Origin of the sequence: Nocardioides sp. LS1, from assembly GCF_003865225.1 — a bacterium.
GTDB classification, from domain to species: domain Bacteria; phylum Actinomycetota; class Actinomycetes; order Propionibacteriales; family Nocardioidaceae; genus Nocardioides; species Nocardioides ginsengisegetis.
Window position 1 is genome coordinate 775,302 of the sequence record NZ_BIFF01000001.1, and the last position, 13,948, is coordinate 789,249.

The 13,948-nt window shown below is 72.6% G+C and carries 16 protein-coding genes; 13 read left to right on the forward strand and 3 right to left on the reverse strand.

From position 1 onward, the window contains the following. Positions 1–52 precede the first annotated feature (52 nt). The 13 genes from EJF31_RS03610 (at position 53) to EJF31_RS03670 (ending at position 10,138) form a co-directional block, all read left to right on the forward strand. Positions 53–712: a glycosyltransferase family 2 protein gene (locus EJF31_RS03610; RefSeq protein WP_125035704.1), complete on the forward strand. Its 660-nt coding sequence runs from the start codon at positions 53–55 to the stop codon at positions 710–712. After that, a complete protein-coding gene (locus EJF31_RS03615; RefSeq protein WP_221767446.1) occupies positions 709–1,365 on the forward strand; it encodes a DUF2064 domain-containing protein in 657 nt (218 codons plus the stop codon). The genes EJF31_RS03610 and EJF31_RS03615 overlap by 4 nt, the downstream gene beginning before the upstream one ends. Further along, entirely contained in the window at positions 1,362–2,012 is a 651-nt protein-coding gene (locus tag EJF31_RS03620; RefSeq protein WP_125035705.1) for a bifunctional 2-polyprenyl-6-hydroxyphenol methylase/3-demethylubiquinol 3-O-methyltransferase UbiG, read from the forward strand. The genes EJF31_RS03615 and EJF31_RS03620 overlap by 4 nt, the downstream gene beginning before the upstream one ends. Further along, positions 2,009–3,160, forward strand: coding sequence for a molybdopterin-dependent oxidoreductase (locus tag EJF31_RS03625; protein WP_185736123.1), 1,152 nt, complete (start codon positions 2,009–2,011; stop codon positions 3,158–3,160). Before EJF31_RS03620 ends, EJF31_RS03625 begins: the two co-directional genes overlap by 4 nt. Further along, entirely contained in the window at positions 3,157–3,594 is a 438-nt protein-coding gene (locus tag EJF31_RS03630) for a hypothetical protein (protein ID WP_185736124.1), read from the forward strand. Before EJF31_RS03625 ends, EJF31_RS03630 begins: the two co-directional genes overlap by 4 nt. Continuing rightward, positions 3,572–4,252 (forward strand): response regulator transcription factor, encoded by a 681-nt coding sequence (locus EJF31_RS03635; RefSeq protein WP_125035706.1) that lies wholly within the window; start codon positions 3,572–3,574, stop codon positions 4,250–4,252. Before EJF31_RS03630 ends, EJF31_RS03635 begins: the two co-directional genes overlap by 23 nt. Then, on the forward strand, positions 4,249–5,391 hold the full coding sequence (locus EJF31_RS03640; protein ID WP_125035707.1) for a cell wall metabolism sensor histidine kinase WalK: 1,143 nt from the start codon (positions 4,249–4,251) through the stop codon (positions 5,389–5,391). Before EJF31_RS03635 ends, EJF31_RS03640 begins: the two co-directional genes overlap by 4 nt. 227 nt (positions 5,392–5,618) lie before the next feature. Then, positions 5,619–6,668 carry a recombinase RecA gene (gene recA / locus EJF31_RS03645; RefSeq protein WP_125035708.1) on the forward strand — a complete coding sequence of 350 codons (1,050 nt, stop codon included), beginning with the start codon at positions 5,619–5,621 and terminating at the stop codon, positions 6,666–6,668. 106 nt (positions 6,669–6,774) lie between these two features. After that, positions 6,775–7,398, forward strand: a complete 624-nt coding sequence (locus EJF31_RS03650; protein WP_125035709.1) for a regulatory protein RecX — start codon at positions 6,775–6,777, stop codon at positions 7,396–7,398. A gap of 9 nt (positions 7,399–7,407) precedes the next feature. Further along, the gene (locus EJF31_RS03655) at positions 7,408–8,121 is read left to right on the forward strand and encodes an acetyltransferase (protein ID WP_260430593.1); all 714 of its coding nucleotides are present in this window, start codon (positions 7,408–7,410) and stop codon (positions 8,119–8,121) included. 18 nt (positions 8,122–8,139) lie between these two features. Beyond that, the gene (locus tag EJF31_RS03660) at positions 8,140–8,982 is read left to right on the forward strand and encodes a PPK2 family polyphosphate kinase (protein WP_125035710.1); all 843 of its coding nucleotides are present in this window, start codon (positions 8,140–8,142) and stop codon (positions 8,980–8,982) included. Further along, on the forward strand, positions 8,979–9,758 hold the full coding sequence (locus tag EJF31_RS03665; protein WP_125035711.1) for a HipA family kinase: 780 nt from the start codon (positions 8,979–8,981) through the stop codon (positions 9,756–9,758). The genes EJF31_RS03660 and EJF31_RS03665 overlap by 4 nt, the downstream gene beginning before the upstream one ends. Further along, a complete protein-coding gene (locus tag EJF31_RS03670) occupies positions 9,755–10,138 on the forward strand; it encodes a DUF3037 domain-containing protein (RefSeq protein WP_125035712.1) in 384 nt (127 codons plus the stop codon). The genes EJF31_RS03665 and EJF31_RS03670 overlap by 4 nt, the downstream gene beginning before the upstream one ends. 123 nt (positions 10,139–10,261) lie before the next feature. On the opposite strand, the gene EJF31_RS03675 is transcribed toward EJF31_RS03670, so the two are convergent. From EJF31_RS03675 to EJF31_RS03690, 3 genes are all read right to left on the reverse strand, one after another. Beyond that, positions 10,262–11,005, reverse strand: coding sequence for a sirohydrochlorin chelatase (locus EJF31_RS03675; protein WP_125035713.1), 744 nt, complete (start codon positions 11,003–11,005; stop codon positions 10,262–10,264). 97 nt (positions 11,006–11,102) lie between these two features. Beyond that, positions 11,103–11,849, reverse strand: coding sequence for a phosphoadenylyl-sulfate reductase (locus tag EJF31_RS03680; RefSeq protein WP_125035714.1), 747 nt, complete (start codon positions 11,847–11,849; stop codon positions 11,103–11,105). A 186-nt stretch (positions 11,850–12,035) separates the two neighbouring features. After that, on the reverse strand, positions 12,036–13,763 hold the full coding sequence (locus EJF31_RS03690; RefSeq protein WP_125035716.1) for a nitrite/sulfite reductase: 1,728 nt from the start codon (positions 13,761–13,763) through the stop codon (positions 12,036–12,038). Positions 13,764–13,948 lie beyond the last annotated feature (185 nt).

The following is a 13,948-nucleotide window of genomic DNA, read 5'->3' on the forward strand; positions in this document are numbered from 1 at the left end:
TTCGTAAGCCTTTGGCCCGTCCCGTGGCCGGACCCGCCCCTACGGTGCACACATGGAGACCGTCTGCGACCTCGTCCTGCCCTGCAAGGACGAGGCCGCCGCCCTGGCGGCGCTGCTGCCGCGCGTGCCCGCGGAGTTCGCCGTGATCGTCGTCGACAACGGCTCCCGCGACGACACCGCGGCGGTCGCGCGCCGGCTGGGCGCCGCCGTCGTGCACGAGTCGGTGCCCGGCTACGGCGCCGCTGTTCATGCCGGGCTCGAGGCGGCGACCAGCGACCACGTCGCCTTCATGGACGGCGACGGCTCCTTCGACCCCGACGAGCTCCTGCCGCTGCTGGAGGCAGTCCGCGCCGGCCGCGCCGACCTCGCCGTCGGTCGCCGCCGCCCCGTCCGCGCCGGCGTCTGGCCCTGGCACGCGCGTGCCGGCAACGCGCTGATCGTGTCCTGGCTGCGCCGCCGGATCGACCTGCCGGCCCACGACATCGCCCCGATGCGGGTCGCCCGCCGGGCCGAGCTGCTCGCCCTCGACGTGCGGGACCGGCGCTTCGGCTACCCCGTCGAGCTGCTCCAGAAGGCGACCCGTGCCGGCTGGCGCTTCGAGGAGCACGACGTGTCCTACCACCCGCGCGCCGAGGGGACCCGGTCCAAGGTCTCCGGGTCGGTCCGCGGCACGCTCCGCACGGCCCGCGACTTCGCGAAGGTGCTGGCGTGAGCACCGCCCGGATGCTGGTCGTGGCCAAGGCGCCCGTTGCCGGCCGGGTCAAGACCCGGCTCGGCGCCGTCATCGGCATGGCCGCCGCGGCCGAGGTCGCCGCCTCATCCCTCCTCGACTCGCTGCTCGCCTGCACCGCGGCCGCCGGGGCCGGGCGCTGCCACCTCTCCCTCGACGGCGAGCTCGCCGGGGCGGTCCGCGGCGCCGAGCTCGCCGACGCGGTCCGCGGCTGGACCGTGCACGTCCAGCGCGGGGACGGCTTCGCCGAGCGGCTGGTCAACGCCCACCACGACGTCGGCGCGGGCCCGGTCGTCCAGATCGGGATGGACACCCCGCAGGTCACCGCCGGGATGCTGCTCGAGGCAGCGAGCGGCACCGACGGTCACGACGCGGTCCTGGGACCCGCCGAGGACGGCGGCTGGTGGGTGCTCGCGCTGCGCGACCCCCGCGCCGCCGGTGTGCTGGCCCGGGTGCCGATGTCCACGCCCACGACGTACGACGACACCCGCGCGGCGCTGCTCGGCGCCGGCGCCAGTGTCGGGACGACCGCGATGCTGCGCGACGTCGACACCGTCGCCGACGCGCACCACGTGGCGGCGACGGTCCCCGACAGCCACTTCTCCCGGGCCTGGTCGGCGGTGACTGCGCGATGAGCATCGACAGCCTGCCCGAGCTCTCCTTCTCCGAGGTGTTCTCGCGTGCCCTCCGGGGCCACCCGTGCTCGGTGGTCGGCATCGGGGCCGAGCCGCTCCCGCTGCCGGTCGCCGACTGGACCCGCGACGCCGACGACGTCGACCACTCGCTCCTGAGGCACTGCATCGGCGCCACGCTCGACGTCGGCTGCGGCCCCGGCCGGCTGACGGCCCGGCTCGCCGAGCTCGGCCACGTCGTGCTCGGCATCGACGTCGTCCGTGAGGCCGTCCTGCAGACCCGTGGCCGCGGCGTCGCAGCGCTGGTCCGCGACATCTTCGACCGGCTGCCCGGGGAGGGTCGCTGGCAGAGCGCGCTGCTGGCCGACGGCAACGTCGGCATCGGGGGAGACCCGGTCGCGCTGCTGCGCCGGCTCCGCGAGGTGCTCGACCCGCGTGGCCGGATCGTCGTCGAGCTCGCCGGGCCGGGCGTGGGCGTGGAGTCCGTGTGGGCGGCGCTGGAGTGCGGCGACGCCCGCAGCCGGCCGTTCCGCTGGTCGGTCGTCGGTATCGACGCCATCCACGAGGTCGCCGCCCGGGCCGGGCTCGCGGTCGTCGGCACGCACGCCCACGGCGAGCGCTGGTCGGCCGTCCTGGAGGAGGCGGCGTGAGGATCCCCTCGGACCGCGACTTCACCAGTCGGCTGCGCAGCGCGGCCGTCACGGCCCGCGTCGGCCTGTGGCTGGGCATCTGCTTCGGCCTCGCGTTCGTGACGGGACTGATCAGCCACTACGCGCAGCTGCCCGACCAGCCGATCCCGTTCCCGACCAGCCCCGCGTGGGGCTACCGCGTCACCCAGGGACTGCACGTCATCAGCGGCACCGCAGCCGTCCCACTGCTGCTGGTCAAGCTCTGGACCGTCTACCCGCGGCTGTTCCTGCGTCCCCCTCGCGCCCTGAGGGCCGCCGTGGTCGATGCCACCGAGCGGGCCTCCATCGGCGTCCTCGTCGCGGGAGCCGTCTTCCTGCTCGCCTCGGGTCTGGCCAACTCCGCGCAGTGGTACCCGTGGGCCTTCTCGTTCCGCACCACCCACTACGCCGTCGGCTGGATCACCATCGGCGCGCTGGTCGTGCACATCGCGGTGAAGCTGCCGGTCATCCGGCACGCCCTCGGCGCGGACGTCGAGGACACCGTCCACGACCGGCCCACCTCCACCGAGCCCGGCGTGCTCAGCCGCCGCGGCCTGCTCCGCACGACCTGGCTGGCGACCGGGGTCGCGGTCCTGGTGACCGCCGGCTCCACGGTGCCGGTGCTCCGCCGGGTCTCGGTCTTCGGGGTCCGGTCCGGCGACGGCCCGGCCGGGATCCCGATCAACAAGTCGGCCCGGGCCGCGGGCGTGACCGCCACCGCGACCAGCTCCGCCTACCGGCTCGAGGTCGTCCGCGGCGCGTCCACCCTGTCCTTCACCCGCGACCAGCTGCTCGCCATGCCGCAGGTCACCCACGACCTGCCCATCGCGTGCGTCGAGGGCTGGAGCGCGAGCGGGTCGTGGACCGGCGTGCCGGTCCGGTCGCTCCTCGACCTCGCGGGTGTGCCCGAGGGGAGCGACGTACGCGTCGTGTCGCTCCAGCAGTCCGGCCACTACCGCGAGACGCTGCTGCAGGCGAACTTCGCCGACGACCCGCGCACCCTGCTCGCGCTCGCCCTCGACGGCGAGACGCTCGCGGTCGACCACGGCTACCCGGCCCGGCTGATCGCCCCGGACCGGCCCGGTGTCCTGCAGACCAAGTGGGTCACCCGGCTGGAGGTGGACGCATGATCCGGCGCCTGCTCGGCGCACTCGGCGCCCTCCTCGGCCTGTACGGCGCGTGGCTGCTGCTCAGCCGCCAGGACCTCGGCCAGCTCGTCGCGGCGGGGACGTGGCTGGCCGGCGGTGTGGTCCTGCACGACTTCGTCCTGGCGCCGGTCGTGCTGGTGGTCGTCGCCCTCGGGGCGCGGCTGCTCCCGGGACCGGCCCGCGCCCCTGCCGTCGTCGGCCTGGTCGTGCTGGGCGCGACGACCCTGCTCGCCGTGCCGGTGCTCGGCCGGTTCGGCGCGCGGAGCGACAACGCCACCCTGCTGGACCGCGACTACACGACCGGGTGGCTCGTGCTCGCCGCACTAGTCTTGGCAGCAGTGACGGTCGCGTCGCTGGTCCGGTGGCGGACCGCGCGCGGGGAGAGGAGCGCCCGTGGCCTGCGTCCTGGTCGTTGACGACGACCACACCGTCCGCGAGGTCGTGGTCTCCTACCTGCGCGCCCACGAGCACCAGGTCCTCGAGGCCGGTGACGGCGAGACCGCGCTGCGCACCATGCAGGAGACCCCGGCCGACCTGGTGGTGCTCGACCTGATGCTGCCGGGCATCGACGGCCTCGAGGTGTGCCGGCGGCTGCGCCAGTCGAGCAACGTGCCGGTCATCATGCTCACCGCCCTCGGCGACGAGACCGACCGCGTGGTCGGCCTCGAGCACGGTGCCGACGACTACGTCACCAAGCCGTTCAGCCCCCGCGAGCTGGCGCTCCGCGTCGACTCCGTGCTCCGTCGTACGGGCGAGCCGGGACCGCAGGTCCCCGAGGTCCTGACCGACGGCGACCTCCGCGTCGACAGCGTGCGGCACGAGGCGACGCGCGACGGCGCCGTCCTCGCCCTGACCGGCCGCGAGTTCGACCTGCTGCGCTTCCTGCTCGCCCACCCCGGCACGGCGTTCTCGCGCGAGGACCTGCTCCAACAGGTGTGGGGCTGGTCGATCGGCGACCGCTCGACGGTGACCGTCCACGTACGCCGCCTGCGCGAGAAGATCGAACGCGACCCCACCCGGCCCGAGCGCCTGCTCACGGTCTGGGGAGTCGGCTACCGCTGGGAGGCATCATGACGTCGGACCAGCTCCAGATCGCCGGCGTGGCCGCCGCGTCCGCGGTCGCCGTCGGTGCGCTCGGCCTCCTCGCCGCCTGGCTGCTGCGCCGGCGCTCGATCCGGTGGCAGCTCTCGCTGGTGGCCGTGGTCGCGACGTTCTCGGTGCTCGTCGGCGTGGTCGCCGCCTCCCGCCTCATGTTCATCTCCGACCACGACTGGGGCGTGGTCAGCCTGGTCGCGGTCGTGTCCGGGCTCGTGTCGGTCGTGGTCGCGCTGGCCCTCGGCGCCGCCGTCGTGCACTGGTCCCTGTCGCTGCGGGAGGACGCACGCCGGCTGGCGACGCCCGGCTCGTTCACGGCCGCGCGGCGCGGTCCCACGGAGTTCCAGGCCCTGTCCGACGAGCTGGCCCGAACCAGCCAGCGGCTCGAGGAGTCGCGGGTCCGGGAGGCGCGGCTGGAGGAGTCGCGCCGTGAGCTGGTCTCCTGGGTCTCCCACGACCTGCGCACCCCGCTGGCCGGGATGCGGGCGATGACCGAGGCGCTCGAGGACGGGATGGCCCCGGACCCGGAGCGCTACCGCCGCCAGATCCGCGCCGAGGTCGACCGGATGGTGCGGATGGTCGACGACCTCTTCGAGCTCTCCCGGATCCATGCCGGCGTCCTGCGGCTCTCGCCCGAGACCCTGATGGTGGGCGACCTGGTCAGCGAGGCGATCGCGGGGGCCGACCCCGTCGCCCGGGCCCGGAGCGTGCGGCTCGGCGGCAGCGTCGAGGAGGGCATCGAGGTCTGCGCCGACCCGGCCGGCCTCTCGCGGGTGGTCTCCAACCTGATCATGAACGCGATCCGGCACACGCCGGCCGACGGGGTCGTGGAGATCCACGGCCGCTCGGTGGCCGACGGGATCGAGCTGAGCGTCACCGACGGCTGCGGCGGGATCCCGCCCGAGGACATGGAGCGGGTCTTCGACCTGGCCTGGCAGGGGAGCAGTGCCCGCACGCCCGAGCACGGCCCCGCCGAGGTGGGACGCGGGGCCGGCCTCGGGCTCGCGATCGTCAAGGGCATCGTCGAGGCCCACCGGGGCCGGGTGCTGGTCGAGAACGTCCCCGACGCCGAGGCGGCGTTCGGCTGCCGGTTCCTGGTGCGGCTGCCGCTCTCCTGAGTGGGTCCCCGCGACACGCCGTACGTCGTGCGCGAGTCGAACACGTGTTCGGGCTACTGTGTGTCCACAGGTGGCGCGCAGGTCGACGTTGTCCCCAGCGAACAGGTGCGGAGCAGGCTCCGTCCCGGTTCTGTCGGAGGTCTCCTCTAGCGTCTCTCACGACGATGACTACTCAGACGAAAAGACCACGACCCGGCGGCGCGAAGCCCCAGAAGAAGGGAAACACCATGGCTGGTGCAGACCGCGAGAAGGCCCTGGACGCGGCCCTCGCCAACATCGAGAAGCAGTTCGGCAAGGGCTCGGTCATGCGGCTCGGCGACGAGGTGCGCGCGCCGCTGCAGATCATCCCGAGCGGCTCGATCGCCCTCGACGTCGCGCTCGGCCTCGGCGGCTTCCCGCGTGGGCGGGTCGTGGAGATCTACGGCCCGGAGTCCTCCGGCAAGACGACGGTCGCCCTGCACGCGGTGGCCAACGCCCAGCGTGCCGGCGGCATCGTGGCCTTCATCGACGCCGAGCACGCCCTCGACCCCGACTACGCCAAGAACCTCGGCGTCGACACCGACGCCCTCCTCGTCTCCCAGCCCGACTCCGGTGAGCAGGCCCTGGAGATCGCCGACATGCTGATCCGCTCCGGCGCGCTCGACCTGATCGTCATCGACTCCGTCGCCGCGCTCGTGCCGCGGGCCGAGATCGAGGGCGAGATGGGCGACAGCCACGTCGGCCTGCAGGCCCGCCTGATGAGCCAGGCGCTGCGCAAGATGACCGGTGCCCTCAACAACTCCGGCACCACCATGATCTTCATCAACCAGCTGCGCGAGAAGATCGGCGTCATGTTCGGCTCGCCCGAGACCACCACCGGTGGCAAGGCGCTGAAGTTCTACGCCTCGGTCCGCCTCGACGTGCGCCGCATCGAGACGCTCAAGGACGGCACCGACATGGTCGGCAACCGCACCCGCGTCAAGGTCGTCAAGAACAAGGTCGCCCCGCCGTTCAAGCAGGCGGAGTTCGACATCATGTACGGCAAGGGCATCAGCCGCGAGGGTGGCCTGATCGACGTCGGCGTCGAGGCGGGCCTCGTCCGCAAGGCCGGCGCCTGGTACACCTACGAGGGCGACCAGCTCGGCCAGGGCAAGGAGAACGCGCGCAACTTCCTGCGCGACAACCCCGACCTGGCCGACGAGCTGGAGAAGAAGATCCTCGAGAAGCTCGGAGTCGGCCCGACGGTCGACCAGCCGGCCGACCCGATGGCCGACCCGCTGGGTGTCGATGACTTCTGAGGACGGACGCGCCAGCGGACGTCCTGGTGGTGGTCGAGCGAGCCGTCACCGCCTGAGCCCGCGAAGGCGGTGAACCGGCGTGTCGAGACCTGATGAGGCGAGAGACATGGCGGCGGAGCGCGAGACTCGTCCAGCCCCTGGCTGGCTGGGCGACGTCGCGGACGGCGTGGCGGCGTGGACGCGTGGTGCATCCACGCCCCTCCCGCCGCCGCCCGTGGACGAGCAGGCGCTCGGCCCGGACGCCGACCCCGAGTCGGTGGCCCGCAAGATCCTGCTCGACCAGCTCACCGGGCAGGCGCGCAGCCGCAAGGAGCTCAGCGACAAGCTGGGCAAGAAGGGCGTCCCCGACGAGATCGCGACCCGCCTCCTCGACCGGTTCGAGGAGGTCGGGCTCGTCGACGACGACGCCTTCGCGCGGTCCTGGATCGCCAGCCGCCAGCCGGGCAAGGGCCTGGCCCGCCGGGCCCTCGCCCAGGAGCTGCGCCGCAAGGGCATCGACGACGAGGTCGCCAAGGAGGCGCTCGACGAGATCGACCCGGCCGACGAGGAGACCGCGGCCCGGGTCCTGGTCCGCAAGAAGCTGCGCACCCTGTCCCGCGTCGACGACACCGTCGCCACGCGGCGGCTCGTCGGACTGCTCGCGCGCAAGGGTTACCCCTCGGGCCTGGCCTTCGCCGTCGTCCGCGAGGAGCTGGCCGCGTCCGGCCGGCAAGAGCCCGACGTCCCCTAGTCTCGGGGCGTGGCCCAGCATCCGGAGCACGTCGTGGTGCACGACCGTGGTCGTGAGCTCGCGGGCGTCGTGCATGCGGGGGAGTCGTGGGCGGCCGCGGCCCGACGGATGGCCGCCAGCCGGCACGCGGAGCCGGTGCCGCTGGACCTGTCCGGCGAGGTGAAGCACTTCGCGGTCGACCACGACTGGGTGGTCACCGTGCGGGCGATGACCCGCGGCGACCTGCCGGCCGTCACCCGGTGGCGCCAGGAGCAGCACGTCCACAAGTGGTGGGCCTCCGACGGCGCGGCCACCGTCGAGACCGTCGCGGCCAAGTACGGCCCCAGCATCGACGGCATGACCCCCACCCGGATGTGGGTGGTCGAGGTCAACGGCCGTTCCGTGGGCTTCGTGCAGGACTACCGGATCGGCGACTACCCCGACTACGCCCTCCTGGGCCCGGACCCGGCGGCGATCGGCGTCGACTACGCGATCGGCGACCCGGTGTGGACCGGCCGCGGGCTCGGCGTACGTGTCCTGTGGGCCTGGATGCTCCGCGCCCACAAGCGCTTCCCCACCTCCGAGCAGTTCTTCGCCGCCCCCGACCACCGCAACGCCGCGTCGTTGCGGATCCTGGCCAAGGCCGGCTTCACCGAGGGGCTCTGGTTCGACGAGCCCCAGGAGGACGGCAGCGTCGACACCGTCGTCGGCTGCACCCTCGACGTGCGGCGGGTCCTCGGCTAGCTAGGACATGATGTGCCCATGACCGAGCACCAGCACCGACTGCCGGCCGGCCCGGTCGACCTGAGCGCCCTCGAGACCAACACGGCGCCCGGCTTCGACGGGGGCAAGAAGAAGGGGAAGGCAGCGCTGTTCGCGCTGGGTGACGACCTGTCGACCCTGCAGGAGCGCCTGTACGCCGAGGGCAAGGGCGGCTCGCAGCGCCGGATCCTGCTCGTCCTCCAGGGGATGGACACCTCGGGCAAGGGCGGGGTGCTGCGCAAGACCGTCGGCCTCGTGGACCCGCAGGGCGTGCGCATCACCTCCTTCAAAGCGCCCACCGACGAGGAGAAGGAGCACGACTTCCTCTGGCGGATCCGCAAGGCCCTGCCCCAGCAGGGGATCGTGGGCGTCTTCGACCGGTCCCACTACGAGGACGTGCTGATCGCCCGGGTGCGGGGGTTCGCCCCGCCCGAGGAGATCGAGCGCCGCTACGACGCGATCAACGACTTCGAACGCGAGCTGGTCGAGGGCGGCACGACGATCGTCAAGTGCATGCTGCACATCTCGGCCGAGGAGCAGAAGACCCGCCTGCTGGCGCGGCTCGACGACGAGACGAAGTACTGGAAGTTCAACCCGGGCGACATCGACGAGCGCCAGAAGTGGTCGGCCTACCGGGAGGCGTACGAGATCGCCCTGGAGCGGACCAACACCGAGCACGCGCCCTGGCACGTGATCCCCAGCGACAAGAAGTGGTACCGCAACCTCACCATCGGCAACCTGCTGCACGACACGCTCAAGGCGATGCGTCCCCGGTGGCCCGAGGCGGACTTCGACATCGAGGCCGAGCGCGAGCGACTGACCACCGAGGCGCCCACGCGATGATCGAGACGGTCGGCGTCACGCGCTACGTCACCCCGCTGCGCGAGGGCGGCAGCCTGCCCGGGATCGTCGAGGCCGACGACCTCGGCACCTACGTGTGCAAGTTCCGCGGTGCCGGGCAGGGCGTCCGCGTGCTCGTCGCCGAGGTGGTCGTGGGCGAGCTCGCCCGGCGGATCGGCCTGCGCACCCCGCGCCTGGTCGCCCTTGACCTGGATCCCGAGATCGCCCGCTACGAGGCGGACGAGGAGGTCCAGGACCTGCTCAACGCCAGCCCCGGCCTCAACCTCGGCGTCGACTTCCTGCCGGGGGCCTTCGGGTTCGACGGCGACCTGCCCACCGCCTCGGGCATCGCGGCCAGGGTGCTGTGGCTCGACGCGTTCTGCGCCAACGTCGACCGCTCCTGGCGCAACCCCAACCTGCTGTTCTGGCACGGCGCCCTGTGGGTGATCGACCACGGCGCCTCGCTGTACTTCCACCACGCCTGGCCCGGTGGCGCGCTGCTCAAGGACGGCGCGGCCGAGCGCTTCGCCGCACAGCCGTGGGACCCCTCCGACCACGTCCTGGGGACCCACGCCCACGGGCTGCCCGCCGCCGACGACGCGATCCGCGCCCTGCTCGGGCCGGACACGTTCGCGGAGGTCCTGGCCGAGGTGCCCGACGCCTGGCTCGAGCCCGTCCCCGGTGCGGAGACGCCCGACGCCGTGCGGGCGGCGTACGTCGCGTTCCTCACCGCGCGCCTCGCCGCGCGCGCCTGGCTGCCGGTCGAGGCGTCCGCGTGAGCGGCCACCTCGCCTACCAGTACGTCGTCCTGCGCTGCGTGCCCCGGGTCGACCGCGAGGAGTTCCTCAACGTCGGGGTGGTCCTCTACTGCCAGGCCTCGGACTTCCTCGCCGTCGCGTGGGCCGTCGACCGTGACCGGCTTGCTGCCCTCGACCCGGGCATCGACCTCGACCAGGTCTGCGACGCGCTCGACTTCGTCGACGGCGTCTGCGCCGGCGACGCGCGCGGGGGAGTGGCGGCCGGCAAGCCGATCGGGCAGCGGTTCGGCTTCCTCCGCGCGCCCAAGAGCACCGTGCTGCAGCCCGGCCCGGTGCACGGCGGGCTCACCCTCGACCCCGCCGGCACCCTCGACCACCTGCTGGCGCGACTCGTCGGCTGAGAAGGCACTCGCAGGCACTCTCAGCCGCGTGAGGCGGCACTCGGAGGCACTCTCAGTCCTGCGAGAGTGCCTCCAAGGGCCCTCTCGGCGCGTTCAGAGTGCCCCCAAGTGCCCTCTCGCGACTCAGACGGGGACGAGCTCGACGGCGCCGACGGCGTAGCGGGCCAGGATCGTGCGGGCCACCTCGGGGTGGGCGCCGAGCGGCTCGGACACCGCGATGGCTCCGGCCTCGACGGCGAGCTCGGCGGCCCGGTCCGGGAGGAAGCCCGGGGCCAGGAAAAGCGAGGCGACGGCGATGTGGCGGCGGCCCTCGGCACGGAACTGGCGGACCGCCTCACCCGTCGCCGGCGGGGCGGCGGAGGCGAACGCCGCGGTGACGGGCAGCTTGTGGCGCTGGCCCCAGACGCGGGCGAGCCGTGCCACGGCCTGGTTGGCCAGCGGGTCCGAGGAGCCGGCGGCCGCGAGGACCAGGGCGTCGAGCTCCCGCACGCGGTGGGCCTTGAGGGCCTCGCGCATCCGGACGTCGAGCACCTCGAGGAAGCACGCCTCGAGGCCGAGGATGCTGGTGGCCCGGATCTGCAGACCCTCGTGGCGGGCAGACGCCTCGGCGACGGCCGAGGGCACGTCGACCTTGGCGTGGTAGGCCTCGGTGAGCAGCAACGGGACGACGACGATCTCGTCGTGCCCGGCCTTGACGAGCCTGTCCACGACCGTGTTGAACGACGGCTTGGAGAGCTCGAGGAACGCCTGCTCGATGCGAAGGTCCGGGCGCAGCGCGCGGACCTCGTCGACCAGGGCCTTGATCGTCGCGGCGGACCGGGGATCACGACTTCCGTGAGCCAGGGCCACCAGTGCAGGAGCTGCCATCAGTGCGGCCTCCTCGTGTTGCCGGCAGGTGCCGGGGTGGTGATGTGGTGTCGACCGACAGCGCTGTCGATCTCGGGGGAGAGGGTGGGAGTCGGGGTCATGAGTGGATCCCGCACTCGGTCTTGTTGGTGCCGGCCCAGCGCCCGCTGCGCGGGTCCTCGCCGGGCGCGACGCGGCGCGTGCATGGCCAGCAGCCGATCGAGGGGTAGCCGTCGTAGACGAGCGGGTTCACCAGGATCCCGTTGTCGGCGATGTACTGCTCGACCTGCTCGTCGGACCAGCGCGCCAGCGGCGAGACCTTGACCTTGCCCTTCTTGGCGTCCCAGCCGATGACCGGCGCGATGACCCGGTTGTGGGTCTCGGCGCGGCGCAGCCCGGTCGCCCACGCGTCGTACTGGTCGAGCGACTCGGCCAGGGGCGTGACCTTGCGCAGCTTGCAGCACAGGTCGGGGTCGGTCTTGTAGAGGTCCTTGCCGTACGCCGCGTCCTGCTCGGCCACGCTCTGCACCGGCGTGATCGTGATCAGGTTGACGTCCATCGTCGCCTCGACGGCGTCGCGCGTGCCGATGGTTTCGACGAAGTGGTAACCGGTGTCGAGGAAGACCACGTCGACGCCCGGCGCGACCTTGGCGGCGAGGTGGGCCAGCACCGCGTCGCCCATCGAGGAGGTCACGCAGAAGCGGTCACCGAACGTCGCGACGGCCCATTCGATGATGTGCTCCGCCGGGGCCAGCTCGAGCTCGGCGCCCGCGTGGGACACCAGCTCGCGCAGCTCCTCGGGCGTGCGGCCCTCGGTGTGGGTGCCGCGGAAGGCGCGGGCCTTGCGGGTGGTGGCTGCAGTCATTCGGGGGCTCCCAGGCTGGGTCGGATCAAGCCGAGCATCTTCAGGGAGAAGGCGCGCAGGCACGACCGGCATTCCCACGTACCGTGCGGGGAGGTGGTCTCCCCGGTCTCGGACACGACCTCGTGCGGGCGCAGGTCCTCGTCGCCGCAGAAGGGGCAGTGGAAGGGAATCGCGCGCTCCGACATCTCAGACCGCCGCGACTTCGGGCACGTCGACGCGCTCGCCGCGCAGCAGGTCCTCGTCGGCGCGCGCCACCCAGGTCGCGAACGACTCGCCGTCCTCGCGGTCGGCCAGGAAGGCGTTCACGACGTTGGTGATGTAGTCGTCGAGGCCCTTGCTGGTGACCTTGTGGGCGCGGAGCTTGCGGCCGAAGTTGGCGTTGAGGCCGGTCGCGCCGCCGAGGTGCACCTGGAAGCCCTCGACCTGCTCGCCGTCGGACATCACGAGCTGGCCCTTGAGCCCGATGTCCGCGACCTGGGTCCGGGCGCAGGCGTTGGGGCAGCCGTTGACGTTGACGGTGATCGGCACGTCGAGGTCGGGGAAGCGCTTCTCGAGCTCGGCGACCAGGTCGCGGGCGCGGTTCTTGGTGTCGACGATGGCGAGCTTGCAGAACTCGATGCCGGTGCAGGCCATCGTGTTGCGGCGCCAGCCCGACGGACGGGCCGACAGGCCGATGCCGTCCAGCGCCTCGACCAGCGCGTCGACGACGTCGGGGGAGACCCCCACCAGCACGATCTTCTGGTACGGCGTGAGCCGGGCGCCGGCGACGCCGTACTGCTCGATCAGGTCGGCGAGCTGGACCAGCATCGTGCCGGAGACACGGCCGGCCGTCGGCGCGATGCCGACGTAGAGGTTGCCGTCCTTCTGCTCGTGCACGCCGATGTGGTCGCGGTGCCCGACGGGCGACGGCGGAGAGGGGCAGGAGACGAGCTTGCGGCCGAGGAACTCGTTCTCGAGCACCTCGCGGAACTTCTCGACACCCCAGTCCTGGACGAGGAACTTCAGGCGGGCGCGCGAGCGCAGCCGGCGGTAGCCGTAGTCGCGGAAGATCGACGCGACGCCCTCCCAGGCGTCGGCCACCTCGTCCAGCGGGATCCAGACGCCCATCTTCTGGGCGAGCATCGGGTTGGTCGACAGGCCGCCGCCGACCCACAGGTCGAAGCCGGGGCCGTGCTCGGGGTGGACGGTCCCGACGAAGGCGATGTCGTTGACCTCGGGCGCCACGTCGTGCGAGGGGTGCCCGGTCAGCGCGGTCTTGAACTTGCGGGGGAAGTTCGCGAAGTCGGGGTTGCCGATGTAGCGGCGCTTGATCTCCTCCAGCGCCGCGGTGCCGTCGATGATCTCGTCCTTGGCCACGCCGGCGACCGGCGAGCCGAGGAAGGGGCGCGGGCTGTCGCCGCACGCCTCGAGGGTGGACAGGCCGGCGGCCTCGAGCCGCTCCCAGATCGCGGGGACGTCCTCGATGCGGATCCAGTGGTACTGGATGTTCTCGCGGTCGGTGACGTCGGCGGTGTCCCGGGCGAAGTCGACGCCGATCGTGCCCAGGGCGCGGACCGCGTCGTGGGAGAGGAGGGCGCCGTCGCTGCGGACCCGCATCATGAAGAACTCGTCGTCGAGCTCCTCCTCCTCGAGCATCGCGGTCTTGCCGCCGTCGAAGCCCGGGGCGCGCTGGGTGTAGAGGCCCATCCAGCGGAAGCGGCCGCGCAGGTCGGCCGGGTCGATGGAGGCGAAGCCGCGCTTGGAGTAGATGTTGAGGATCCGGGCCTGCACGTTGAGCGGGCCGTCGTCCTTCTTGGACTGCTCGTTCTTGTTCAGCGGCTCGGTGTAGCCCAGCGCCCACTGGCCCTCGCCGCGCTTGGGGCGCGGGATCTCGGTGTGGGCCGGTCGCTTGGCGGTGTGGCGGAGGTCGGTCATGGGAAAGGCATTCCTTGACGGGTGGCGCGCGACGCTCGGTCGGGGGGAGTCCACGTCCTCGGGGACTCGGGCCCGGCCGGGTCAGCTGCGCGGTGGGCGGCTGGTCAGGAAGGCCAACACATCATGCTGCGGGTGCGCCCGAAGTCCACGTGGCGGCGTACCACGAGGAAGGCGGACGTTGCAGC

What these genes read in the sequence shown, in the direction of transcription:
- EJF31_RS03610 (WP_125035704.1), top strand. Translation starts at nt 53, where the DNA reads ATGGAGACCGTCTGCGACCTCGTCCTGCCCTGCAAGGACGAGGCCGCC.
- EJF31_RS03620 (WP_125035705.1), top strand. Translation starts at nt 1,362, where the DNA reads ATGAGCATCGACAGCCTGCCCGAGCTCTCCTTCTCCGAGGTGTTCTCG.
- EJF31_RS03630 (WP_185736124.1), top strand. Translation starts at nt 3,157, where the DNA reads ATGATCCGGCGCCTGCTCGGCGCACTCGGCGCCCTCCTCGGCCTGTAC.
- EJF31_RS03640 (WP_125035707.1), top strand. Translation starts at nt 4,249, where the DNA reads ATGACGTCGGACCAGCTCCAGATCGCCGGCGTGGCCGCCGCGTCCGCG.
- recA (WP_125035708.1), top strand. Translation starts at nt 5,619, where the DNA reads ATGGCTGGTGCAGACCGCGAGAAGGCCCTGGACGCGGCCCTCGCCAAC.
- EJF31_RS03650 (WP_125035709.1), top strand. Translation starts at nt 6,775, where the DNA reads ATGGCGGCGGAGCGCGAGACTCGTCCAGCCCCTGGCTGGCTGGGCGAC.
- EJF31_RS03660 (WP_125035710.1), top strand. Translation starts at nt 8,140, where the DNA reads ATGACCGAGCACCAGCACCGACTGCCGGCCGGCCCGGTCGACCTGAGC.
- EJF31_RS03665 (WP_125035711.1), top strand. Translation starts at nt 8,979, where the DNA reads ATGATCGAGACGGTCGGCGTCACGCGCTACGTCACCCCGCTGCGCGAG.
- EJF31_RS03675 (WP_125035713.1), bottom strand. Translation starts at nt 11,005, where the DNA reads ATGGCAGCTCCTGCACTGGTGGCCCTGGCTCACGGAAGTCGTGATCCC.
- EJF31_RS03680 (WP_125035714.1), bottom strand. Translation starts at nt 11,849, where the DNA reads ATGACTGCAGCCACCACCCGCAAGGCCCGCGCCTTCCGCGGCACCCAC.
- EJF31_RS03690 (WP_125035716.1), bottom strand. Translation starts at nt 13,763, where the DNA reads ATGACCGACCTCCGCCACACCGCCAAGCGACCGGCCCACACCGAGATC.